This window comes from Candidatus Dependentiae bacterium (genome assembly GCA_026389015.1).
Classification (GTDB): Bacteria; Babelota; Babeliae; order Babelales; family Vermiphilaceae; genus JAPLIR01.
Genome location: JAPLIR010000010.1, coordinates 16,243 through 41,352, shown reverse-complemented (window position 1 = coordinate 41,352; position 25,110 = coordinate 16,243). Strand labels below are relative to the sequence as shown.

At 40.6% G+C, this 25,110-nt stretch carries 24 protein-coding genes and 1 tRNA gene; 8 read left to right on the top strand and 17 right to left on the bottom strand.

Going from position 1 to position 25,110, the window contains the following annotated elements:
* Together NTX86_00955 and uvrB are read right to left on the bottom strand one after the other, a co-directional pair.
* Nucleotides 1-486, bottom strand: a 486-nt coding sequence (locus NTX86_00955) for a hypothetical protein (GenBank protein ID MCX5921877.1), incomplete at its 3' end; no start/stop codon positions are given.
* A gap of 92 nt (nucleotides 487-578) precedes the next feature.
* On the bottom strand, nucleotides 579-2,555 hold the full coding sequence (uvrB, locus tag NTX86_00950) for an excinuclease ABC subunit UvrB (protein ID MCX5921876.1): 1,977 nt from the start codon (nucleotides 2,553-2,555) through the stop codon (nucleotides 579-581).
* A gap of 272 nt (nucleotides 2,556-2,827) precedes the next feature.
* Here uvrB and NTX86_00945 point away from each other — a divergent pair, with 272 nt between their 5' ends.
* Nucleotides 2,828-4,339 carry a hypothetical protein gene (locus NTX86_00945; GenBank protein MCX5921875.1) on the top strand — a complete coding sequence of 504 codons (1,512 nt, stop codon included), beginning with the start codon at nucleotides 2,828-2,830 and terminating at the stop codon, nucleotides 4,337-4,339.
* 176 nt (nucleotides 4,340-4,515) lie between these two features.
* Here the strand turns inward: NTX86_00945 and NTX86_00940 are convergent, their stop codons facing one another.
* The 5 genes from NTX86_00940 to NTX86_00920 all read right to left on the bottom strand — a co-directional run bounded on the left by NTX86_00940 (nucleotide 4,516) and on the right by NTX86_00920 (nucleotide 8,538).
* Nucleotides 4,516-4,974: a hypothetical protein gene (locus NTX86_00940; protein ID MCX5921874.1), complete on the bottom strand. Its 459-nt coding sequence runs from the start codon at nucleotides 4,972-4,974 to the stop codon at nucleotides 4,516-4,518.
* 146 nt (nucleotides 4,975-5,120) lie between these two features.
* On the bottom strand, nucleotides 5,121-5,906 hold the full coding sequence (gene rsmA / locus NTX86_00935; GenBank protein ID MCX5921873.1) for a 16S rRNA (adenine(1518)-N(6)/adenine(1519)-N(6))-dimethyltransferase RsmA: 786 nt from the start codon (nucleotides 5,904-5,906) through the stop codon (nucleotides 5,121-5,123).
* Between the two features lie 14 nt (nucleotides 5,907-5,920).
* The gene (locus tag NTX86_00930; protein MCX5921872.1) at nucleotides 5,921-6,964 is read right to left on the bottom strand and encodes a rod shape-determining protein; all 1,044 of its coding nucleotides are present in this window, start codon (nucleotides 6,962-6,964) and stop codon (nucleotides 5,921-5,923) included.
* A 52-nt stretch (nucleotides 6,965-7,016) separates the two neighbouring features.
* A complete protein-coding gene (locus NTX86_00925; protein MCX5921871.1) occupies nucleotides 7,017-8,261 on the bottom strand; it encodes a hypothetical protein in 1,245 nt (414 codons plus the stop codon).
* Nucleotides 8,262-8,449: 188 nt separating this feature from the next.
* A tRNA-Ser gene (locus NTX86_00920) sits at nucleotides 8,450-8,538 on the bottom strand.
* A 284-nt stretch (nucleotides 8,539-8,822) separates the two neighbouring features.
* On the opposite strand from NTX86_00920, the gene glmU reads away from it, so the two are divergent.
* The 3 genes from glmU to NTX86_00905 all read left to right on the top strand — a co-directional run bounded on the left by glmU (nucleotide 8,823) and on the right by NTX86_00905 (nucleotide 12,339).
* Nucleotides 8,823-10,286 (top strand): bifunctional UDP-N-acetylglucosamine diphosphorylase/glucosamine-1-phosphate N-acetyltransferase GlmU, encoded by a 1,464-nt coding sequence (gene glmU, locus NTX86_00915; protein MCX5921870.1) that lies wholly within the window; start codon nucleotides 8,823-8,825, stop codon nucleotides 10,284-10,286.
* The gene (locus NTX86_00910; GenBank protein MCX5921869.1) at nucleotides 10,283-11,521 is read left to right on the top strand and encodes an exonuclease SbcCD subunit D; all 1,239 of its coding nucleotides are present in this window, start codon (nucleotides 10,283-10,285) and stop codon (nucleotides 11,519-11,521) included. The genes glmU and NTX86_00910 overlap by 4 nt, the downstream gene beginning before the upstream one ends.
* 293 nt (nucleotides 11,522-11,814) lie before the next feature.
* Nucleotides 11,815-12,339, top strand: coding sequence for a hypothetical protein (locus NTX86_00905; GenBank protein MCX5921868.1), 525 nt, complete (start codon nucleotides 11,815-11,817; stop codon nucleotides 12,337-12,339).
* 83 nt (nucleotides 12,340-12,422) lie between these two features.
* Here NTX86_00905 and NTX86_00900 read toward each other — a convergent pair whose 3' ends face one another.
* The gene (locus NTX86_00900; protein MCX5921867.1) at nucleotides 12,423-13,463 is read right to left on the bottom strand and encodes a peptidylprolyl isomerase; all 1,041 of its coding nucleotides are present in this window, start codon (nucleotides 13,461-13,463) and stop codon (nucleotides 12,423-12,425) included.
* Nucleotides 13,464-13,575: 112 nt separating this feature from the next.
* Nucleotides 13,576-14,592 carry a peptidylprolyl isomerase gene (locus tag NTX86_00895; protein ID MCX5921866.1) on the bottom strand — a complete coding sequence of 339 codons (1,017 nt, stop codon included), beginning with the start codon at nucleotides 14,590-14,592 and terminating at the stop codon, nucleotides 13,576-13,578.
* Between the two features lie 208 nt (nucleotides 14,593-14,800).
* Here NTX86_00895 and NTX86_00890 point away from each other — a divergent pair, with 208 nt between their 5' ends.
* A complete protein-coding gene (locus tag NTX86_00890) occupies nucleotides 14,801-15,760 on the top strand; it encodes a hypothetical protein (protein ID MCX5921865.1) in 960 nt (319 codons plus the stop codon).
* Nucleotides 15,761-15,877: 117 nt separating this feature from the next.
* Here NTX86_00890 and NTX86_00885 read toward each other — a convergent pair whose 3' ends face one another.
* From NTX86_00885 to NTX86_00850, 8 genes are all read right to left on the bottom strand, one after another.
* Nucleotides 15,878-16,564, bottom strand: a complete 687-nt coding sequence (locus NTX86_00885) for a phosphoribosyltransferase family protein (protein MCX5921864.1) — start codon at nucleotides 16,562-16,564, stop codon at nucleotides 15,878-15,880.
* Nucleotides 16,561-17,010 carry a phosphatidylglycerophosphatase A gene (locus tag NTX86_00880; protein ID MCX5921863.1) on the bottom strand — a complete coding sequence of 150 codons (450 nt, stop codon included), beginning with the start codon at nucleotides 17,008-17,010 and terminating at the stop codon, nucleotides 16,561-16,563. Before NTX86_00880 ends, NTX86_00885 begins: the two co-directional genes overlap by 4 nt.
* Before the next feature lies 1 nt (nucleotide 17,011).
* The gene (gene lspA / locus NTX86_00875) at nucleotides 17,012-17,473 is read right to left on the bottom strand and encodes a signal peptidase II (protein ID MCX5921862.1); all 462 of its coding nucleotides are present in this window, start codon (nucleotides 17,471-17,473) and stop codon (nucleotides 17,012-17,014) included.
* Nucleotides 17,470-19,785, bottom strand: coding sequence for a phenylalanine--tRNA ligase subunit beta (pheT, locus tag NTX86_00870; GenBank protein MCX5921861.1), 2,316 nt, complete (start codon nucleotides 19,783-19,785; stop codon nucleotides 17,470-17,472). Before pheT ends, lspA begins: the two co-directional genes overlap by 4 nt.
* A 107-nt stretch (nucleotides 19,786-19,892) precedes the next feature.
* Complete coding sequence (locus tag NTX86_00865; protein ID MCX5921860.1) at nucleotides 19,893-21,038, bottom strand: ankyrin repeat domain-containing protein; 1,146 nt, start codon at nucleotides 21,036-21,038, stop codon at nucleotides 19,893-19,895.
* Nucleotides 20,989-21,630, bottom strand: coding sequence for a hypothetical protein (locus NTX86_00860; protein ID MCX5921859.1), 642 nt, complete (start codon nucleotides 21,628-21,630; stop codon nucleotides 20,989-20,991). Before NTX86_00860 ends, NTX86_00865 begins: the two co-directional genes overlap by 50 nt.
* A gap of 130 nt (nucleotides 21,631-21,760) precedes the next feature.
* The gene (locus tag NTX86_00855; GenBank protein MCX5921858.1) at nucleotides 21,761-22,393 is read right to left on the bottom strand and encodes a phosphoribosyltransferase family protein; all 633 of its coding nucleotides are present in this window, start codon (nucleotides 22,391-22,393) and stop codon (nucleotides 21,761-21,763) included.
* A gap of 74 nt (nucleotides 22,394-22,467) precedes the next feature.
* Complete coding sequence (locus NTX86_00850) at nucleotides 22,468-23,082, bottom strand: aquaporin (protein MCX5921857.1); 615 nt, start codon at nucleotides 23,080-23,082, stop codon at nucleotides 22,468-22,470.
* 303 nt (nucleotides 23,083-23,385) lie between these two features.
* Between NTX86_00850 and NTX86_00845 the strand changes: the two genes are divergently transcribed.
* From NTX86_00845 to NTX86_00835, 3 genes are read left to right on the top strand one after another with little or no spacing between them, the layout of a single operon-like run.
* Nucleotides 23,386-24,378 carry an ABC transporter ATP-binding protein gene (locus tag NTX86_00845; protein ID MCX5921856.1) on the top strand — a complete coding sequence of 331 codons (993 nt, stop codon included), beginning with the start codon at nucleotides 23,386-23,388 and terminating at the stop codon, nucleotides 24,376-24,378.
* Nucleotides 24,375-24,620 (top strand): hypothetical protein, encoded by a 246-nt coding sequence (locus tag NTX86_00840; protein MCX5921855.1) that lies wholly within the window; start codon nucleotides 24,375-24,377, stop codon nucleotides 24,618-24,620. Before NTX86_00845 ends, NTX86_00840 begins: the two co-directional genes overlap by 4 nt.
* Nucleotides 24,620-25,087, top strand: a complete 468-nt coding sequence (locus NTX86_00835) for a hypothetical protein (GenBank protein MCX5921854.1) — start codon at nucleotides 24,620-24,622, stop codon at nucleotides 25,085-25,087. Before NTX86_00840 ends, NTX86_00835 begins: the two co-directional genes overlap by 1 nt.
* The last annotated feature ends 23 nt before the right edge of the window (nucleotides 25,088-25,110 follow it).

The window sequence follows — 25,110 nt, the reverse complement described above, 5'->3', positions numbered from 1 at the left end:
GTACCATTGCCCTTCGGACAATAATTCTTTTTTTGCATTACCTTCAACATATGCCTTGAGGGCATTGCACAACTCAACATTATTACTCATATGGTCTACAACAAAACCTTGTATTTTGATAATCATAGCATGTGCCGCATCGCGGAGTTCTTTGTCCGGGCTGACCATTTCAAGAATCTCTACCGCTGCAGCAGCAATGGCTAAATTAGACAATGCATGCAACGTGTCGAGTGCCTTAAAAGTATTAGTATAGTTCTTTTCTTCTACGGGTACGGCAATAATTTCGTTAACCGCTTGTTGCGCTGACGCTATAGAATGCTCGGTTAATTGTTCTATTTCTTTGACTGATTTTGGAAACAACTGAATAACATCAGCCGTGGAACGAATATTAAACATCTGCTTATTGCCCTTCATTTTAGTAAATACAGTAAGACCCAAAAAAATTGCTACACATACAGCAATACCAACAAACAATTTATTACACATGCTCTGCCTTTTTTATGAACGTATGAATTTTTTACTCTAAAATTCAGAATACACAAAAAATGCAATAATGGGAAAAAGAGATAGGGGGAAAATTAAAGACCAGATTCTTTTTTAATCTGCATCCATTGGGCACGCAATGCAATAGCCTGCTCAAAGTCTAATGCTTCAGCTGCTTTTCGCATACGCATTTCTAAATCAATAAGAACCAAGCGAGGGTCTTGTATAACTTCCTCTTTTTGCTTCTTCTTGCTTCGTTTAGCTTCCGATGCTTTGGCAATAGCCTCTTGAATGTTGACAATACTCTTAGTGACATCTCGTTTGACACTGACAGGTATAATGCCATGCTGAATATTATATGCCTCTTGCAAGGTGCGACGACGATTGGTCTCGTCTATTGCTCCACGCATAGACTTAGTGATGTTGTCAGCGTACATCAAAACCTTTGACTCGGTGTTACGCGCTGCGCGACCTATAATCTGAATCAACGACCGCTTATCACGCAAATAACTTTCGATATCAGCGTCCATAATTGCCATCAACGCAACTTCGGGTAAATCTAACCCTTCACGTAATAGGTTAACGCCCACTAAGCAATCGAATACCCCAAGACGCAATTTGTGTAACAGTTCTGCACGTTGCGGAGTCTTAAGTTCACTATGTAAATAGCAAACCTTAATTTGATGTTCTTGCAAATAGCGCGCTAAATCTTCGGCTAATTTTTTGGTCAACACGGTGACTAAGGTACGGAACCCTTTGTCGGTTGTCGCCTTGATGTTGGTAATGAGATGGTCCATTTGCCCAACACGAGGGACAATTTCGATATGCGGATCAACAAGACCAGTAGGCCTAATAATTTGCTCTACTATCGTATCAGAATGTTGTAATTCATAATCACCTGGCGTTGCAGAAACAAACACCGCATCTTTAAAATATCGTTCTATTTCTTCAAATTTAAGTGGTCTGTTGTCAGCTGCTGAAGGCAATCTGAACCCGAATTCTATTAATGATTTTTTACGTGCTTGGTCGCCCGCGTACATCCCACGCAATTGTGGAAGCGCAATATGTGACTCATCAACAATAAGAAGAAGCTCATTGTTCTCAAAGAAATCGAACAAGCAAAATGGCGCTTGACCGTTTACACGTCCATCAAAATGACCTGAATAGTTTTCAATCCCTGAACAATGGCCAACCTCTTGCAACATTTCAAGATCATGCGCAACCCTGGTTTTAATACGTTCGTGATAGATTGGGTTGGTCAATTGTGGCGCCCATGCATCAAGCTCTGCTTGAATACTGTTGATCGCCGCATTTTTACGCTCTTCAGTCGTCACGAAATGCTTTGCAGGGAACACCAAGGTATTATCAAGTGTTGTGACAACGGTATTGTTGAGTTTGCTCACCCATTGTAGACCCTCTATCATGTCGCCGAATAGTTCAATACGGAGTTTTTCTTTTTGATAGGGCAAATTAACTTCAATAGTGTTACCTAATACCTGAAAGGTACCAGATGATTTGTCCATCTCATTACGTTTATATTGAATGAAAATAAGTTGGCGAATGAGTTCAGTGCGACTTATTTGTTGTCCCACTTTGAGGGGTAAGGCTAGGTTGCGATAATCTGTTGGGTTACCCAATGAATAAATACAAGAAACCGAAGCAATAATTATGGTGTCCTGACGATTCACCAAGGAAGCAGTAGCCTCAATCCGTAACCGTTCAATCTCACTATTAATCTTAGTTTCCTTAGGAATATACATATCCTGAGCCGGCAAATAGGACTCTGGTTGATAGTAATCGTAATAACTTACAAAGTAACAAACCTTGTTCTCAGGGAAAAAGAGTGAAAATTCTTCATACAATTGAGCAGCCAAGGTTTTATTGGGCGCCAAAACCAACACAGGCTTATTTTGCTGCGCTATGACATTAGCCATAGTAAAGGTCTTACCCGATCCAGTAACTCCCACTAGGGTCGATTTACCGGGGCGGGCTTGCGCCAGCTTTTCAATAGCTTGGGGCTGGCTTCCTGCAGGCGGAAATGGTAGGTGAAGCTTAAATAATGATTTTTTCATATAATGAGTATACCATAGACTCAAAAGGTCCGCTACCGCCCCCCCAATCGATAGAATATAAAGCCTTTCTCCGCATTAATACCCATATTCCCAAATTCAATTTGAAATTTGAATTTATTTGTGATACACTCTTTTTAAGCACATTTTCATTCTGTGAGCACAAACAGAATAAGATGATAAAAGCCAATCACAATATGATGGTTTTTTGGGTAACATTAAAGATAAGATACTAGTAAACAAAGATGGGTAGAAAAGTGGAAAGATTAGGGGCTATGAAACGTACAAATTTAGCATATTGCTTACTTGCGGCACTAGCCATAACGTTGGCTAATTCGCCTCTGTGCGCTCAAAACGAGCAGCCCATAGTCACGCAGCCGCGCCAAGTCTGGCTTACCTTTTTTGTACATGGCATTATGAGTATCCAACCCCACCTGACTATCAGCAATTTCCTCAGATTTATGCGTGATGATGTTGAAAATACCACCTATGCAAAAACCGTAGAAATCATGCGTCAGGACCCCCACTTCTATCAAAACCAGGCGATGCAAGGCTTTGGTCTTCATAGAGTAGATAAAGAAAAAACCGGCCAGGGAGAGGCAACTAGTGCTTTGGCAAAAATATTGGATGAAGTAACCCTTTTGAGTCATGGGCCATCTATAGAAAATCATTATTACACCTATGGCTGGTCAGGCCTTTTGAGTCCTACCAATCGCTATAAAGACGCCTTTGGCCTTTATAACAGTATCCAACAAGAAATACAGCAGTTCAAAAAACAAGGCATTACCCCTAAAATACGGGTTATTGGTTACAGTCACGGTGGCAATGTAGTACTCAATCTTGGTGCCGTACGTCAAAAAATGCCAGTCGACAAAAATCTTGTTATTGATGAAGCAGTACTTCTTGGTGTCCCCATACAAAAAGAAACCGATTATTTAGTTAATGATGATGTTTTTAAACGTGTCTATAACATTTATTCAAACAGCGACCGCATTCAAAAACTAGATTTCTTTTCGTACACTCGCCTGTTTTCACGACGAATTTTTGAAGAACGCACAGGATTCAAATTACCAAAAAAATTAGTACAGATACAGCTTAAACTCACACGAAGCAGTGCTGCTGCACGATCAAATCCTAAAAAGTTTAAATTAACGCTCAACATGGATAATCCTGCCATTGTTTCGGGTAAATCTCACTTACTCAGAAATTCATCACCTGGGCATGCCGAGCTCTGGGCTTTTGGATGGTCACCAACCCATTATCGGCAATCATTTGCCCTCAACCCATTGCCGACCGTAGCTATTCTGCCCTTCATCTTGAAAAGCGTGCAAGATATTGAAGATCAATTATCTCCTAAATATCCCGTCATTGTTGATATGCGTCCGGAACACGGCATAACGCTGATAAAAAACGTAAAGAAAAATAAATTTTATACGGTCGTAAAATTCATTCCACGCCATGACTTTAAAAGAATGCAGGCAATGGCACTCGAATATGCCCCTGAAGGTTTTACCGTGGAAGCATACAAAGAACGCATACGCCAATCGTACATAAAAGCTCATGAGTTTTATCAAGACGAATGGAGCTTACAAGCTCGTCTTAAACGTCGAAATTGCACCAAAAAACAAAGAAAACAGCTCAGAAAAGCTGCTCGATTGGCTGCAAAAGAATCCAAAAGGCATGAAGATCTCGAAGAGAATAGTATCGAAGGGTCGGATCTAAAAAATCTTACAATCGCAAGTCACTTTTCCCCCGACCCATTCGTTACATTTCTCGCTACAAAATAGCTCGAAACACTCAGGGCGAGCGGGGTTAAGATTTTTTTTCTTAGATCGAATTTACGTTAAATAACATAAGAGGATGTTACCACGCCAACTTCATTAAAAAATTTTTTTAAAAATTATTGCTTTGCACAGCACAACAATATTAATCTCACATAGTGAATTTATTGTACAAGCTGTTTTTAAAAAAAAGGATCGATCATGATGACAGACGACAAATATGGAAAGAAGCCAGAATCTGTGATAGAAGCTATTGCCATAACTCTTTCAGACCCAAAAGGAACCAAGGTTCCTGCTCCAACAGAAACTGCAAAAAAAACTGCCCCAAAAGCTAAAGCAAAACCAAAAGCTGCACCAAAAGCCAAAGCAAAACCGAAGGCAAAAGCTAAACCTAAAACTAAAGCTAAAGTTAAAGCGAAGCCAAAAGCTGCCGTCAAACTAAAAGCAAAACCAAAGGCAAAGCCAAAAGCTAAAGCTAAAAAAACTGCGGTCAGAAAAGTTGCCAAGGCTAAGACAAGCCCATCTCGTTCAAAGAAAACAGCAGCAAGAAAAACAACAAAAGTAAAAACTAAAGCTAAAAAATCTACTGCAAAAAGAGCGTCTACTAAAAAAAGAACCGCAAAAAGAACATCTGCGGTCAAAAGAACTCCTGCAAAAAAATCAGCTGGAACAAAAGCACGTAAAAAAACTGCTAAGAAAAGATAAATTGCTCTAAAAGATTACGGGATGCTGTGTAAAAAGCATCCCGTACTTAATTTCATTAAATCACTTCTAAAAAAGTAAATACTTATCTCTTAGAAAGAGAATCCCAAATCTTAAGCAAATCATCCATATCAAGCTGTTGCGCTCTCAGAATCAAAAACTCTTCCGGCACATCAGCCTCAGCGTAGTGAGTCTGTGCTAGATTGTTCCGCAATGTGCGACGCGGTTGTCTAAAACATACTTTAATAAACTTCCAAAAATTCTCTTCGTCAGGAATAACGACAAGATCTTTTTTAGGCTTAAAATAAAGCAAACGTGAATAGACTTTTGGTGGTGGAAAAAATGCCGTAGGAGCAATTTTATCCAAAGCGCGCCACTCAAAAAAATGCTGGAAGTAGAGTGATGGAAACCCATACCCCCTACCAGAACTTTTTAATATCTTTTGCGCTACTTCTTCTTGCACCATAATAACGCCCTCTTTGAGCAAAAGGCGATTAGCCTTTAACATATGCAAAATAGGAAACGTTATTTGATAAGGCAAGTTGGCGAGCAATGTCCATGGGGCATTGGGCTCGAATCGCGCAAAATCAACATCCAGAATGTTTTCTTCAAATATTTCGGCCCGTTTATCGGTTACCGATTTACGCATGTAATCAACCCAGTCGGCATCAATTTCAAACACCCACAACCGAGCTAATTTCGCTTGTAAAATAGTGCGGGTAAGAAAACCATCCCCGCACCCAATTTCAAATACTGAACTTTGATCGTTCAAATCAACACTGCGCACAATTGAATCAACAATCGATTGATCGCGCAGGAAATGTTGTCCAAACTGTTTTTTTAAGGGAATACCTTGAGAAAAAGGTCTCACTGTGTTTACCGCCTTTATTTCATTAATGCTTCACGGAAGAAGCTTAAGTTTTCAATTGCCTTACCTGCACCATTAACTACACAGAATAATGGATCTTCTGCTACACGCACCGGCAACCCTGTCTCTCTTGCGAGCAATTGGTCCAAGCCTTTGAGCAATGAACCGCCGCCAGCCATTACAATACCGCGATCAACAAGATCAGAGGAAAGTTCTGGTGGTGTGTTTTCTAAAGCAACACGTACAACATCAACGATGCTTGCTACGGTTTCAATAAGTGCTTCATTAACTTCTCGACTGCTTAGCGTGACGGTCTTTGGCACACCGGTTACTAAATCGCGGCCTTTAACTTGTACGCTTTCTTTGCTTAGTTCTGGCAACAATAACGCTGAACCAACTTCCATTTTAATGCGCTCAGCAGTACGTTCACCAATAAGTAAGTTATATTTTCTTTTAACATATTGAACAATCGCACGATCCATTTCATCGCCACCAACGCGAACTGATTTACAGAACACCACTGATTTTAATGAGATGACGGCAACTTCAGTTGTACCACCACCAATATCAACAATCATGTTACCGGATGGCTCTTGCACCGGAAGCCCGGCACCAATTGCTGCAGCCATAGGTTCTAAAATGGTGTGAACTTCGCGAGCTCCTGCTTGTTTTGCAGATTCAATAACCGCGCGGAGTTCAACTTGGGTGATGCCTGATGGAACACCAATAAGCATACGTGGGCGAACCAACGTTCTACGGTCATCGTGCACGGCGCGAATGAAATAGCGCAACATGCTTTCGGTCAATTCAAAGTTTGCAATAACACCATCACGCATTGGTCGGCATGCCACAATGTTTTCAGGAGTTTTTCCTAACATTTCTTTTGCTTCTTTTCCTGCTGCCAACACTTGATTGGTATGCGCTCTGATAGCAACTACCGAAGGCTCATTGAGCACGATACCTCGATTACGCACATACACAACCGTGTTTGCTGTACCAAGATCAATCGCAATATCATTGGAAAAAATACTAAATAATCTTTTTGCCGGAAAAAATTTCATAAGACTCATACGTTGTTCCTATATCTGCGCTACAGACAATAATAGTTGTGGATCAAAAATTAAATTCTAAACCTAATGATATTTTGTGCATATTTACCGCTTGGTCTGAACCGAACAATAATGAAGGAATATCCCAAGTAAATATCAGTATAGGGTCAAGCCTACGACACACCTTAACTTTACCAAAATCATAAAAAGCCGTAAACGAAATATAATCTGTTTTCCAAGCAGACAAACAGTTCACTTGTGATAAATCAATAGGAATTACCTTATCGCATCGAGCATCACACCAAGAATCCGCCCAATGTTTGGTGAGGGCATAATTGATGCGTATACCAAGACCAGCTCGAAGATTTTCCATCATAACATACGGAGAAAAAATAAGGGTGGCGCCAGGATTGACTCGCGCAAGTCCAGTAATAACCCCGAAAATTTGTGGCTCAACCGCTGCTTTGGTGCTCCCTAATAATTTTGCCGCCACAGGAAGACGCTGAACTGATGTACGAGCAAAGCGCTTGCCTCCTCTCAAAATCAATCCAACTTTCATATCTTCGCGCAGTTCAACTTCTGTTTCAGATGCTGCATACATTCCCCAATAGCCATTGCCACCAAAAGGAATTGACGCTGGGCTATTAAGACGCATCTTTTCACCCGCTGGAATCAATGCCCCAACACGAACACGAGTATCGATTCGTTTTAATTTTAGAGTGTAGTCCCACGCATAGCCAAAACGCATATAAAGATCCAAGTCGCCCATGCCTGCTTGAGTAGCGTACGACTCGCACAAGCCAACGGTTTTGAACATTTCGCGTCTGGTTCTATCAAGTTCATCATTATCAATGCCGGCGATCTTTTTTGGTAGAAATTCCTGGCGGGAAACACTACGCATCAAAAGCCAATTGAATCCAATGCCCGCAACATCTTTAATGGATTGATAATAAGAAAACTCAACACCTTGCGCTTGAATAACGCCATTCACATTGAATGGAATTGATTGTCCCTGAATATCAGCACGCAATGGGTTGGGCAATCCTACCACATCAAAAGCAGCGCCATATTGGCCCAAATCAAACTGGCCATTCAACTCCGGAATGCCAATTTCTTTTTCTCGATTATCAATTGCTTTGCTTGCAGTGGTAACAAAAAAATTGCCTGCACAATGAGATGGTCTATCGTCTACTGAAATGTAAGGTTTTTGTAACAATGGTATGTATCTGTTATCAAACACCATACTGTGTGCTGATTGTGCTACGAGAGCTACTAATGCCCCTACTACTATTTTTTGTGCTTTAGACATACTGCTTCCTGATTATATGTTTTAAAATTTTTCTGCTTATTACGGGCCTGCTGGCCCATACTTTCTTCTTCGCTCTTACGAACTACGAAAAACAAGTCACTTTTGTATTTTTTACAAATACTTATCCTTTAAAAGGGAGGCCTGCCTAACGAAGCTTGCCAAGCCGGAAGGCCTGGATAAGCGTAGTTAGGAGAGAGGGGGATTCGAACCCCCGATCCCGTTTTCACGGAATAACTGCTTTCGAGGCAGCCGCTTTCGGCCACTCAGCCATCTCTCCAAAAAGCTCTACATTCTCAAAGAATCAATGCATTACTATAATACCCCATCCTGCTATTTTGAAAAGGTTTTCAGGTAAAAATCACGTACCTTATTTATTAAACCTCTTTCATACGCCATGCCGCCAAAGAAAGACCATTCATGATAAAAAACAAAAAACCATTGATTTTTAATCTCCTTACTTGCGTACGCTTGTACGCAATGAAACTTTATGGACTTAGACACCAATTATGTTAAAATTTTTCTACCTATTCTCGACTATTAATGATTTAAAAAGGAGATCGTATGTTACTAAATTTACAAGCAATCGTGCTTGCGGCAAGCACGTCAAGCTCATTCAATGCACATAAAACAAAACTTGCTGAAAAAATCTGTGGCCAAGAGATGGTTCTATATTCTACAAAATTATTAGAATCACTTAATATTCCAACCACGCTGGTAGTGGGCTATCAAAAAGAATTAATCCAAGACATTGTTACGCAACACCATCACGACAATGTACATTTTGTGGTACAAGAAGAACAGCACGGGACTGCCCACGCTATTTTGTGTGCACGCAATAGCTTTCAAGCAGACAATATTCTTGTAATGCATGGCGATATGCCCCTAGTAACCAAAGAAATTATAGAAAAATTATACGCAAAACATATTGAGACTCAGGCAACCATTAGTTTTATTGTTGCCCACAATGACGACCCAAGTGGATTCTCGTATGGTCGCGTAGTCAAACAAGGTGACAACAAAATTCAAATCGTAGAAGCAAAAGAATTTGATGGCGACTTGCACGACCATTGCTACGTCAATGCGGGTATCTATATTGTTACCAATGATTTCTTGAGTAACAATATCAACGAGATCGAAAAAAACGATACGAGTAAACAATTTTATTTTACCGATATCATTAAGATTGCAAGCGATCTCAACCAACCAATCACCACGGTAAAAGCATCGTTTGACCGTATTCGCGGCATAAACAACTTTCAAGAATTGTGGGCCGCAGAACAAGTAAAACGTGCTGAACTTATTAAACATTGGATGGATCGCGGCGTAAGATTTCCTGTCGCGCAAAACGTGCACATCGATTTAGATGTCACCATTGGCGCAGGCTCCTATATCGGCTGCGGCGCACATATTCTCAAGGGTAGCGTACTCGGGCAAAATTGTTTTATTCACGAATTCAATGCTATTGAAGGCTCAACACTCGAAGACAATGTAACCCTTTTTTCTCATTGCATTGTTAAAGATTCACACGTTGGTGCACATGCCAAGATTGGACCATTCGCACACGTGAGCGAACATACAACCATTAAAGCACATGCCGTTATTGGCAACTTTGTGGAAGTCAAACGCAGCACCATTGGCCAACATTCAAAAGCAAAACATCTCGCCTACTTAGGTGATGCTATTATTGGCGAACATGTGAATATTGGCGCTGGCACGATTACCTGTAACTATGATGGCAGCGAAAAACATAAAACCATTATTAAAGATGGATCGTTTATTGGTAGCAACAACACACTGGTTGCGCCCGTGACCATCGAAGAAGGCTCTTATACCGCTGCAGGATCAACCATCACCGTTGATGTACCACAAGGCGCATTAGCCATTGCACGCGCACGCCAAATCAATAAAGAAGGCTACGCAAAAAAGATGAAAACAAAAAACAAAATCAGCAAAGCCGACCAATCGGTATCCTTTATAGGTGCTGTAAAAACAAACCACGATAGCAAACTTTCCGAGGGTCAATGATTCGTTTTATCCACACCGCTGACGTACATTTTGGAATGGAAAATTATGGCAAAATCGATCCGGAAACCGGGATTCATTCTCGGCTTTTGGATTTCGAGCGTGCTTTTAATGCTTGCATTGATACGGCCATAAAAGAAGAAGTAGATTTCTTGTTGTTTTGCGGCGACGCGTACAAAACAACCAACCCAAGCCCGACCCAACAAAAGTTGATGCTCAAATGTTTGTTACGATTATACAAAGCAAATATTCCTGCGGTTATTATTGTGGGCAACCACGACAACCCGCTCAGCTTTGGCAAAGCCAGCTCACTGGACATATTTGGCGACCTTCCTCTTGAAGGTTTTTATGTTATCGATCAACCGACAACCTTGGTGCTACAAACCAAGGGCGGCCCGGTTCAGATTGTAGGCATGCCATGGCCAACCCGCAACACTATTGCGCTATCGACAAAACATATTTTTAAAAATGCTATCGAGATTACTTCATACATTTCCCAAGCAGTTAGTCACATCATTCAAGATCATGCAAAAAAACTAGACCCAACGTTGCCTGCCGTATTTGGTGCGCATATGACGGTCAGCTCTGGCATATTTTCTGGTTCTGAAAAACGTGCAATTTATGGGAACGACCCGGTGCTGTTGCCCTCACAACTTGCCATTGCACCGTTTGATTACATTGCTCTGGGACATTTACACCGCTATCAAAACCTGAACCCCAACGGCGTGCCCATTGTGTATTCTGGCTCCATTGAACGCATAGATTTTGGCGAACGTAAAGAAGATAAAGGATTTTGCTTAGTCACTATCGAAAGCAAAGAAAAAACAACCTACGAATTTATTAAGACCCCTATGAGGCCGTTCATTCAAATTGAAGTTGACCTTAATGCCGAACGCAATCAAACCGACCAAATTCTTGACGCCATTCGCGCACACAACGTTAATGATGCTGTCGTTAAAATTCTGTATCACCTGACTGCCGATCGCAAAGACTTTGTTGATTTGAAAGTTATTCAAAAAGCATTAGCGGGTGCAATGTATGTGGTAGGCATTATCCCCATTCGCCCCGTGGCGGTTCGCGAACGTCGCGCTACTATGCAAGTGACCATGGATCTGCCAACACTTCTGGACACCTATTTTAGCGCCAAAGCTGAATTGAAAGATAAAAAAGATGATCTTATTAAAAAGACCATCCTTTTATTTGAAGAATCTAAAGAGAAATCTGAAGAAGCTCTTTAGGCTATAATAATTCTCACCCCTAATCCTTATTTTTGAACCTGAATGTAGCCAACTAGGTTAATTTTGAACCTAATTGGCTACATTTCTAACCACAACTATCGCTATCCCTTTACCATCGCCACCCATTTAAAAACCTCACTTTTGGTACTCCAGGTAGAAAACCACCCCATACGAGCACCTCATACAAATAAATTCAAAAATTAATTAATATTACACATTGACATTATTTTCGTAGGGCGTATACTGATTACTGTAAAGGAATGTATAAAACACCTTAACTACGGAGAATCATTATGAATAAGAATATCAAAACAATCTTAGCAGTAACACTGTTAGCATCCCTTACAGGAACGGCATCTGCTTTCTTTAATTTCGGGTTTTCAACTGGCACAAGATATCACTATGTTGAACCAGTAAGACACTGTTTTTATGAACCACAACCTCAACTAAATTTTGGCTTTGGTGGAAGAAACGGCGGAGTAGCTTTTTCTATACCCTTAGCAGAACCAAAGAGAGTTGTTCGTCCAGTTACTGTGGTACGACCAATGGTTATGCAACCAGTCATTGTTGAGGATATCGAACTCGATAACCACGACAAAACATACTGGAGAGTCCATAACGACACAGACCAAACCATTGAATTCGTTAACTATCGCAATGAAAGCACCCGCATTAGACCTGGTAGAAACGAAGCCGTAAGCCATAAACGTAGCTTTAAGTTCACTGTTTATGCCGATGGTCAAAAATATAAGGGCACATGGTCACGTCACACCATGAGAATTAAAGCAGATTTTATGGATAACATCTATTTTGCTTAATTTAGATAATCACTGAATATGTTAAAAAAGGCCGGTTTATAAGACCGGCCTTTTCTATTTAAATCTATTTTAAAAAATTAACCTTATTGAGCGGTTAAGTAGGTGACTGACGCACCGTCCATTAACTGCTTTTTATACTCAGTTAACAGCTGTTCATACCGAGGCCGTCTGAGTAATTCGGCAATCGTGCGATAGCGTTCTTCAAGGCTTAATGCACGAGCTGGCTTTTTCTCCACGAGTTTGAATAACTCAAAGCCTTCTTCAGTTTCTTTTAGCTCTCCAATACAACCAACTTCCATAGTCGTAATGAATTTCATAGATTGAGCTAATTCAGCTTCTTCAATCCAGAATGGCTCTTGCCAATCAATTTCTACAAGACCAATGTTATCATCAAGAAATCGTTGAATTTCAGCCTGTTGTTCTTGCGTGCTTCTATCGTAGGCAAAAGGAATGAATGCTCGTTGAATATAATATGAAGCGTCTTGCATTTCAGGGTTTGCATTGTAATAGGCTACAACTTCCTTTTCTGGGACAATCAATCGTGAGCGAATTTTAAAATCTAATAATTGATTAATGATAGAAATAACACCAAATTGTCGACGACCATCCTCTTGCGTATACCCGGCAGCATTAAAGATGTTTTTCAAATCATCAGGTTTGAGGTTATTTTCTCGTTGCACCGCCGCTAAATGCTTATCAATCATATCTTCATCAAGAACCATTTTAAAGCGTTGAGCATCGAGTATCATTAAATTTTCGTACACCAAATCATCAAGGGTACGAAATCTACCATCCAAGCTTGGACGTTCAAGCTCAGCACGCGTAATAATTTTGGTGCCCTCTTGTCCGAAAACAACCGCTTCTACAGTGTCCAACAAGTAAGCATTGGCGGGAAGCTTTATATTCTTATCTTCTTGCTCTGCAACCTTTGAAGTTTGTTTTGTTGCCACGGCTACAGGAGTTGTATCTTTTTTTACCTGCGTTGCACGAGCTTGTTTTTTGTTTGTGGTTTTTGTTTTTTTTGATTCGGCAGCACCGGCATCAGCTTGAATTTTGGCATCAACCCCATACGCTGACATGGTTATCGCGAGCAAACTCACCATTACTACATTTTTTATTTTCATTATCGTTCCTATCTCCAAAGGTTTGATATGAAAAAGAGGAGAACTTACTTATATTCAGTTCTCCTCTTTTTATTTACTTTAGTATGCCATACCTACGGTAAGCAAGTAACTCTTACGCTACTTGTGTAGCTTCAGGTTGTGGCTCAACTGCTGCTACTTGTGTAGATTCAGCTTGAGCAGCTTCAACTTCTTCGTTAAGAGCTACTGATGATTCTTCTTTTGGCATTTCTGGCTTCAAAGCTTCTTCGTTAACTACAACATTGTAATCAACTTTAAGTTTTGAAATTTCTTTGTCGAATAATTCCATACGTTTTTCTTTAGAAACGTATTGCTCAAGACCAGCTTTTACTTGCTCGAATGGGCGGTATTTAACATCTTCTTTTGCAGTCGCGCTAACAACCCAGAAAGATTTGTCTGAAGCTTGCATTACTTCAACGGTAGGAACTTTATCAAGTGCTGCTACTTTGTCGCGCAATTCAGCATCCATACCTAAGCTTTGATCGTTAACAACTTTGAAATCACGTAAGTTTTTGCTTACATTAGCAGCTTGCGCAGCTTTGGTGATATCCTTAGTTTCTTTAACTTTAGCTACAAATGCTTTAGCATCAGCTTCTTTATCGAATGAAACGCCAACTGCTTTTACGCCGCCACGTGAAATCATAAGATCAGGCATAACGTTTTTGTTTTTGTCGTAGAACTCTGTCAATTCAACTTCAGTAACTTGTACTGGGTGCTCTAGACCAAAATACTTGGTGTTCAGCATGCGATCAACTGAGCAGTACATACGAGCTTTATCTTTCTTGTATGATTCTGATTGATCAATTTTGCTATCAACAACCCATTTGTTAACAACTTCTTGATTTACCATGCCTTTTAAGAAATTCTCTTTAGCATCTGGCATTAATGCAAGAACTGATTTCAAATGTGGATTTTCTTCAATTAATTGATCGAATTCTTGTTTGAAGCTCTCGGTGGTAATAACAGCTTGTCCACCCATTGAAACAACAACTTTACCATCTACTTTAGCAGCATCTTTTTTACCTTTTAGGCAATCTAATAATCCGCAGCTCGGTAAGAAAATGACCGGAACAAAAAGTAATGCTAGGCCAAATTTTGCCTTTGTATTCATAGAATATCCTTTTTAAACATTATTATTAATGAAACAACTGTTACTTACTATCAGAACCATCGTATACTATCACAAAATAAACAATTTACAAAATATCGCACATAAACATAAAAATGCTCATCTTTAAAATTTCCTTCCAACTCATGCAAAAATATACTAGGATTACCCTAGTTATAGGATCAGTCTTTTATAAAACGAGGATGACAAGATGAAAACTACACGTAGTTCATATTTCCTAAGCATAGCTCTTTTGCTTTCCTGTCCACTTAGCATGCGCGCCATGGAAAGCGAAGAACGCAAAAATCCTGAAACAAATCTTACATCAGCATCATCCACAGCAGCAGCAGTAGAAACGCCTACATCAAAAGAAGAAATAATAGAATATATCGAATTAGATAGGGGATGGTTTTCAGGAACCATAAAAACGGGTATTGGAACCTGGTTTGCCGGCACTACCGATGAACAATTAATCAAAACACTCAGAGAACTAAAACCACACCAACGCATTAAAGCCGATACCAACGCACAAACAGTAATCGCAAGCGCAGCAAATAAATTACTAGCCCAAAGTGATAAAAACAAAGTAGCCGAATTTCTTGAATTATCAGATCAAAAAGGACTTGCTATTACTGATAGTACCACCCGAAGAGATCTGCGAACCTTTATAAAAAAAGAAAAAACAAAAGCAGTCGCTGCCTTACTTGAAGCCTACAAAGCTGATACCGAAAAAGCTGCTGCAGAGGCTGTGCGAATCATGGAGACGGTACGCACCAACTTTGAAAAAAATGTCGCTGAGATACAACAACTTGATAAAATGAGAGCGAAAACATTTCAAAAAGATCCCCTTAATGGCTATTGTTCCAATGACGATGAACAATATGACAATTTTCTTGCAAAAGAAGATGTATTTAAAATAAAAGTAACAGGCAGAGGCGACAGTTCAAGCGGGCAAATAACTACAACAATTAAAGATCTTAGTATAGAAACATCTTCCACTGCAGCCGCAACTACATCAAATGCAGCAACATTAAAACCACAACCACCTACAGGAGCAATTCCTGAATCAGTAAGAAATAGATCAAAGCTATCGTCATCTAGTTCATCATCATCATCATCCTCTTCTTCTTATGCATCGGCTGTAAAAGTCGACGAAAAAAAAAGGGGATAATTGGCGACTGCAATACACCTGTAGAATCCATTCTAGATAATAAAATACGGGCAACAAAGAAGCATCATGCTTCCTTGTTGCCCGATTTTGTTAATCAGCTACTGATAACTAGAGCGATTAATCAATCACCCGAGACGCAACAACAACAGTAATAGACGAAGGCTTGAGGCTCAATAATACTTTTGCTGCCGCACGTACTGTTGAGCCCGTTGTACACAAGTCGTCAACAAGCATCAAATGCTTATCTTTATACAAACTCTTATCGTGACCCTTTAACGCGAATGCTTCATGCACGTTGGCAATACGATCGGCCGATTTTAGCCCAGCTTGGAATGACGTCTTTTTTACACGGCTTAGTATATTCACTACCCGTTTACCATTATTTTTACTCAGCATCTGTGCAATTTCTTCCGCTTGATTAAAACCACGCTTGGCAAACCTAGTCCAATGTAAAGGAATCGGGATGATATAATCACACGCAACAGTCTTTACATCAGTGCGTTCCCAAATCAACTGGCCCAACTGATAACTGGCAACCTCATCCGACCAGTGCTTAGCCATAATTAATGTTTTAATGGGTTCTTTATAGGCCGCCGCTGCACATAACTTTACCGAAATAGTTGCGGTAATCGGCAACATAATTGTTACGACCGGCTCTAGTTTGATGGCGCATGAATCACAAAATACCACACGTTGTGGCACAAAATCTTTGCAATGCGCGCAGATGGGAGGCGATAGGAGATCGATTAATACATTGGGGATTGCGTATATAAAGGAAGAAAATTTTGCTAAGTGTATGTTCACATCAAATCCGCATGCAGCACTAGTTGTAAAATAACGTTACTCAATAACCCAGCTGCAATATCGTCCAAAAGTATTCCCCAGGGGCCACGAATAGATTCGAGCTTTTTGATGCCCAACATTTTGGTGATATCAAACAAGCGAAATAATACAAAGCCCATGGCAAGCGATGTAAAAGAAATTGGCACTGCCACAAAAGTAACCATGCACCCGACAACCTCATCAATAACTATCTGTCTAGGGTCATGATGTTTGAAGTAGGCAAGCGACTTTTCAATTGCATACCACGCAGCTACAACCAAACCTATGATTAAACCGCTGTAGACAACAATAGAAACATCAAGAGCACTAAGTCCATAAATAATCGGCAATGTTAATAAGCTTGCCCAGGTCCCAGAAAATGGCCGATGCCCAATGGGGCCAAGGGTGGCAAATAATCGTACAAGCATCTTATTCCCGTACGTGAACAAAAAATATAATCGCGACACCAAGCACAATGCACACATCAGCTATATTAAATACCGGAAAGGTATAATCACCCCACGAAAGTACCACAAAATCAATCACACCTTGATAAAGAACACGATCGAGTAGATTTGAAATCGCACCAGCCAGTGTTAGCACTTCTCCCAAAATGGATTTATCTTCACGCCACCGAAAATAAGCATACACCGCCAAGACGGCAATAATGGATGCAATGAACAGACTCAAAAGTAAAAATAATAGTGGGCTATCAGAACCAAACAAACCACCGGTCACGCCACGATTGAATACCAATTCAAATGATAAGAATTGATTAATCTCATAACGGTCAACCGCACGTTCAAGTGCAAGTCCTTTGGTAATACGGTCAATCTGAAAGCAGAATAAAAATACAATAATATATTGAAAAAAATGCATTGGTCGATTCATCGAATCACTGCTCCGACTGCTTTAACTTGTACAGCTACCGCATCCCATATAACATCAGCTTCTTCTTTAGTCATCGTACGTTCTTGATCTGAAATCACAAAACGGAAAGTCATTGCTCGTTGATCTGGCCATTCTTCTTTTTCAAAGAAGTCCTGCAACGTTACGCTTGAGATTTTTGTATTAACCTGTGCAATACTATGCAAAATCATATCCACGGTTGTGTCTCGTGCGACAAGCATACTGATGTCGCGCACCATGCCAGGATACTTACATTCTCTGGTACAACGTTCAAGAGCTGGTTGATGAGTCAACAAAAAGTCTGCATCTAATTCAAAAATAAAGGCATCACCTTGGCACACTGCTTGTAAAAATGTTGGATGCATCTTGCCTGCTACGCCAATCTTGGTACCGTTATAGAACAGCTCAGCTGTTTGATACGGCGCATACCATGGCGATGTTGGCTGATTAACTTTCACCCATTCAACGGATAATTTTAGTGCATCAAACAGTGGTTGCAATAATGCCTTGGCATCATAAAAATCAACATTCTTTTTATCAAAGAAAACACCCGCTAAAGATTTTTTCTCTACAACATCCGCACTAGCATGCCATGTGCGGCCTAATTCAAAAAAGCGTAAAGCATCGTGTTCTGAACTTGCAGTCGTTACTGCTTTGAGCAATCCTGGAACTAACGATGTCGCCAAGCGTCGCCAGTTTTCAGAAACCGGACTTTGGACTTCTAGCGTATCTTTTGGTTGCCATGCAACGTGATTTAAAAATTCTTCATCAAAAAATGCATAAGAGTAAAGCTCGCGCATTTTTGCGGTGTGTGCCAACAACTGTTTAATAGTGCGTTGACGGTACACCCAACCAAGCTCGGCTGGCCGTAATTGTAATTTTGGCAGTTCAGGCGCAAGATTTGTATACCCATAAAAACGACCAATCTCTTCAATGATATCTTCTTTAATACGAATATCTTTGGTAGCTCTAAAAGTAGGAATGGTAATGGTGTAGATACCATTAGTAACCGCGACCTTGAACTCTAATTTGGTGAGCATGTTATACACAAATTCAGGTGACAGCACCACGCCCAGACGTTTTTCTATAACATCATGTGCTATGACAATCGTGCTTTCTTGTGCTGGATCACCCACAGAAAAAATTTCGTCTGATTCAACAGCTTTGATTTTGGCATCGTGCATTAATTTTAAAAACCGAGCAACTGCTTGAGTGTTTTGGTTAGGGTCCAACGACTTTTCAAAACGAGCAGAAGCTTCGGTTCGCTTTTTGTACCGAGTAGCTGTTCTACGAATGGTCACCGCATCAAAACAGGCCGATTCGACAATAATAGATGTGGTAGATGCACTAATGCCACTGTCGCGGCCGCCCATAACACCAGCTAATGCCAATGCTTTGTCGCCATCGCTGATTACTAAATCTTCTGGTGTCAGTTCAACCGTTTGGCCATCAAGCAATACTAATGACTCGCCCATTCGTGCCATGCGTGGGACTAATCTGTTGGTTGGCAATTGTGCCATATCAAACGCATGCATTGGTTGTCCCCATTCAAGCATGACATAATTAGTCATGTCGACGATTGCTTCAATTGGCCGTGCATCAACACGCACCAAGCGATGCACCATCCATAATAATGATGGTTGCGTAACAACATTGTCTAAATACATGCCAGCAAGTCGTTTGCACACAAGCGGCGCTTGCATATCAATAGCGCACGGATTAGTTTTTGTTGCAGGTACCGTTTTTGTGTACTGCGTAACTTTTTTATCTGCTAAAAATTGACTGGCCGGCTTTAGTGGCATATCAAACATTGCTGCAATTTCGCGCGCAAAGCCACGGTGACCCCACATGTCTGGACGGTGAGTAACCGATTTATTATCAAGCTCGAGAATGTAATCTTCTGTTTCAAAGGAGTTCTTCCAAGCTCCGGCGACTTCCGACTCATCACAAAAAAGTGCTGGTAAAATGGCATCTTTACCACTGCCCAAATCGGTAGCCAATGCCCAATCGAAACCTTTCTGTGTTTTTTTGATCAAAAATAACTGACCAATCTGAATGCCCTTGCGACCTGGCGCAAGACATTCTTGTTGCCATTCCTGGCTAAACAATGCTGTCTGTTTTTCATCAGTACGTGTGACATGCGCTAACGTAAATGGCACAAGATCAATGGACAGCTTGGTAAACCCTTCAATTTCAGCAACCATTTGGTTAAAGCGCTTTATGAGATCGTTAATATCAAGCTTTTTCCAATCTGCATCAATGTGATCAAAAACCCAGGAAATCGATAATTTCATTATGGAACTACCCTTGTAAAGACGGTCGAAACAAAAATATTGTTGAGATATATTTTAGCATACGTCAAAACAGGAAAAGCTTCAATTATGAAAGGAGCAAGGTCACACTAAGTGGTTTTATTTTTTTCTTGTAAAAGTTTTACTATCTCAGAATGATCACTCTTCATGGCAAACATTTCAGCTGTATCGCCATGTTTATCAGTAATAGTTGTATCAGCACCGACTAGAAGTAATGCCATAACCATACTTTCTTTTCCGCCACAAGCAGCTTTCATGAGAGCCGTTTGACCGTTCTTATCCTGAACATTAACATCCGCTCCAGCCTTCAATAATGCATCCAATACATCTTCATATCGCCATACCACACCATTTCCTTGATCCACGAGCTGCTCATTACGCTCAACAACCTTCATTAATGCTGTTTGGCCATTCTGGTCAGGAACATTAAGATCAACACCAGCCTTGATTAATGCAGCAACGGTATCTCTGCCTCCAAAGACGCAAGCATTCATGAGAGCGGTTTGGCCATACCTATCTTTAAAAGAAAGATCATCAACGCCATGGTTAATTAATGCAGCAGCAATGATATCATCACTCCTACTAAAAGGGTAACCATGCGTGCTATAAGCAAAGGCACTTTGACCCGATTTATCGCGAATATTAACATCCGCTCCGGCCTTCAATAATGCATTAACTACCCATTCAGCATAAGGATGAACCCAAACAATCGTTAAGATAAGAGCCGTTCTGCCATCTTCATCTTGAGCGTTCACCTCTGCACCAGCTTTAATTAACGTATCTATTATATCTTTATAATCCTCACCTTTTTTACTGATTGCAAACCATTTTCCAAGATCGGGCGATCGGTCTTGAGAAGACCGAAACATAATAGCTGTTCTACCAATTGAATTACGAATATTAACATTGGCGCCAGCCTTAATTAATATATCAACTATCTCCTTATACCCCCTTTCGGCAGCATACATAAGAGCAGTACTACCACTAGGGTCAGAACCTTCATTGGTACTTTGAAGATTTATCTTCGCACCAGCTGATAGTAATGCAATAACCTCATCCTTGTTACCAAAGCAAACAGCATCCATAAACGGAGTTCTGCCCGTTACATGATCATAATCATTTACTCTCTTATTGATTCTTTTATCTGACATTATTTTTCCTAGCAATCTTTTAAAGTTGGTAACCCTACAGCAACTTTTGATATAAATTATAATATTGCTGCGAGATCTCTTCATTAAGCGGCTTAGTGAAATTACCAAAGACCACATCTTTGGCTATCTTGCCATCATGAATAGCGGTCGCAATATAACGAGCCAAGAGCGTCTCGAATGGTTTCAGCTGTAGAAAGGCAGCTTGATTGAATAAATCAAGCGATATGAGCTTTGGTAGTTCAAGATTGTTTTCAAGATTAAACATCACACTAAATAATGGCTCGTCGGGCAACGCACTCATGATAGTCATTGCATCAACCATGAGCTTGAGATCTTGCGCAGGAATATCATCAAATTTGATAAAATAGATGGGCGAACCTTGCTCCACCGTTTGTTTGACCACTTGTTGAATGAGGGGCGATTGAAACGCAACTGATGCAGGAAGCACAAAAGCATCCTTTTTGGCGCTTTCGCTTTCTAACGTTATTTCTGTTGCAAGATCTATAACAACACCAGAAATCTTCAACGGTGTTTGAACTACAACTGGCGCAACCGGAGCCACTGGTGCAGCTGGTGCACCGTGAGCGCCATGCCCTCCAGCCCACGTAGCATTAAAAGCACCGAACATTGCCGCCAAACACAGTAAAAAGCGTGTCATTATTTGCTTACATTCCATGCTTGCTCCTCAAACCCTGGTATTGCAATAACTTCCATCTTTATATTCCATAGTTCATTATAGGCAATATTTCTAATAGAAATCAACAATTGGGGTAAAAACACCTTTTGTATGCTTTTAAACGGGCAATTTAATCATTGCCCAGCAGAGCTACTACTTCGTCATCTGTAACCGACTCACAAGAATCATAAAATTGGCTGACACCTAGTACCGTATCAGATTCATACAAACATAGTACTTCATCAACTCCTGCTTTGAGTTCACGCAACGCATGTGCCGATGAAACAGGCACGGCAATAACCACCTTTTTGGCACCCAGATTTTTTAAGGACAGAATAGCAGCTTGCATGGTTGAGCCGGTAACCATGCCATCGTCTATCACAATGACGGTTTTATTCATATAGTTTCTGGCCGGCAAAGCATCGCGATATACTTTCAGACGTCGCGCTACCTCTTCTTGTGCTTTTTCAATAATCGGCACAAGATTTTCGACAGTAATGCCATATTTTTCCATTACAGACTTATTAAAATAAGTAGTGCCTCCTGCCGTCAAAGCACCAACCGCAAGATCATCATTTGATGGTGATCCAATTTTTTTTACTACCATAACATCCAGCGGCAGATGCAAAGCTTCTGCTACGGCATGAGCGGTAACCACACCGCCACGAGAAAGACCAAGCACTACAACATCATCAATGTTTTTATAACGACTCAACTGTTCAGCCAATTGTTGGCCAGCATCAACACGATCTTTGAACTTCATATACATCCCTTTTTTATTAAAAAAAAAGGCAGCTGTTACAAAGCTGCCCCCGATTTTTTGTGTATCGCAAAGAACTATTGTCCGTTCTCTCTATAACACCAATTGTATTTCAATACCGCTAGGCCGGCACCAACAAATGGCACAAGAACATACACAAGCAATTCATTCATGCCTGGCATGGTGCCATTGGCCACTACATTAGCAATAATAGAACCAAGCGCAATAGCAGGGTTATAGCTGCCACCAAAGAAGGCAACTGCCGCTAAAGCAAAACCAAGAATAAGACCTTGGTGCTCACTGTTTCTAAATCTATTAGAAGTCATCACCACCAAGAATGTTAAGATAAATAGGAAACTTAATAATAATTCTACAATACCAACAAACAAGAGCTTGTCAGCAGGAATAACCGCCGCAGGCATAACCTGTTGGGTAACAAGGTACACAAGCACCGACACCAACGAAACACCAAGAACTTGTGCTGCCATATATACTGGCAGTTGTGCCATGGCTAATCTGCCACGTAACGCCATTGCCAAAGAAACAGCTGGATTGCAATGAGCCCCCGAAATTGGTGCTAGAAGAACCACCATTACCAAAAACATAAAGCCTATCGCTAATGGATTAGCGGTAAAATTAATAGCAAGGGCAAGAAAAAACGTGCCCATTACTTCAGATAAAAAACGTTTCATAGAGAAACTCTCCTTATAAAAAGAATGTAATAAAGTATGAAATACGACTCATCATATTTCATACCATCTCACTAACAACTTTCGCAATAAAAGAGCGCACCAAAAAAACTCATTAAAAAAAACAAAGTATAACTTGCGTCAGCATTTAGTTCGGGTATAGTGTATATCATATACGTTATAGGCCAAAAAAGACCTTAACTAAAAGGAAATTATGGGAACGGTTATACACATATTATTTCTTTTTTATCACCGTAATAATTTGGAAATTTCAACACCTACCATGAGTGGATTTATAAAAAATATATGCCCAGCAAATGTATTTTAGCCGTTAATTCATTAGTTAAAATTTTTGAACCCAAGGGTTTTTTCATCAGAGAACACCCCCAAGGAAGCTTTACGGCCATCGACAACATATCATTTACCATGCAACCCGGAGAAATTATTGGCCTTCTTGGCACTAATGGATCGGGCAAAAGTACCATCATGCAGATGCTGCTAGGAACCGTTACACCAACAAGCGGAACTATTGAATATTTTGGCAAAGATTTTTCCAGCAATCGATCAGAAATTTTACAACATATAGGCTTTGCAAGTTCATATATAAAACTTGCACCTCGACTCACCATTTATGAAAATTTGGATGTCTTTGGCAGACTTTACGGCCTTGGCCATACAGAACGAGCACATATTATTGAAACTTTCTTAAAGTTCTTTGGTCTTTGGGACATGCGCCATAAAGAAACTGCAACACTATCTGCAGGACAAACAACACGCGTTATGCTTGCTAAAGCATTTTTTGCCAAACCTAAAATTGTGCTTCTTGATGAACCCACCGCTTCGTTGGATCCCGACATCGCCTACGAAATGCGACAATTCGTCCTCCAACAACAACGAGACCTTGGCATCTCTATTCTCCTGGCATCGCACAATATGGATGAAGTAACAGAACTGTGCAATCGTGTTCTTGTCATAAAACAAGGCAAACTCATTGCAAATGATACACCGGCACTCCTTGCATCTCGCATTGCAACATCACGGGTGCAACTTACCATTAAAGAGGGTCTTGATAGAGCCGTGCATTATGCACGACACAACGCATTGCCTCATGCCGTACGCAACACCACTATCTCTATTGAGATCAACGAACAAAAAGTTGCAACGCTCCTTACTAATCTAGCACATGCTAAAGTTGCTTACGCGGGCGTTACTATCGAAAAACCAACATTACAAGATTACTTTTTACAAATTGCCGAACCCTCAAGAACACCATCACACAAAGCTGGTGCAGCCTTATGATGACCATGAAATCATACCGTATATGGGCAGTAACACTCCGCTATCTGCGCCAATCAACACGCGATTTATTAGTAATCGGTGATTTTGTATTTTGGCCACTCATTGATGTTGTAATCTGGGGCATGATGAGCCTATGGCTTGAAACGCCATTACCAATAACCTTATCGATGAATTATGGTCTCAAAACCTCATCAATATTTTTAGCTCACCACTCACCATTAATGAATGGATCGCAGCAGTAATGCTTCTGGGAATCATTCGAGTAACCTTTATTATAACCTTGTGCGCAAGCTTTGCGTGGATGCTGTACTCACTCAATATTTTTGCTATCGGTTGGATGCTCTTCCCATTTAGCCTTTCCCTTCTTTTGACCGGCTGGATACTTGGTTTTTGTACCGCGGGACTCATTATGCATGGCGGTATGCGCCTTAATTGGGCAAACTGGGCAATCGGCTACTTCATATCACCTTTTATTGGCATGTACTATCCAGTAAAAACATTACCAACCTGGCTCCAATGCATCGCCTACTCACTCCCACCTACTTATGTATTTGAAGGCATGCGCTCAATGATGGAAGAAAATATTCCGCGTATTGATTATATGGCAATCAGTCTTGCATTAAACGTAATGTACCTCGCTTTGGCTATCATGTTCTTTAAAGCCATGTTTGAAAAAAGTAGAGCTCGCGGCCTAGCCCGCATCGAATAAAAAAACATGGCAATCAATCGTTG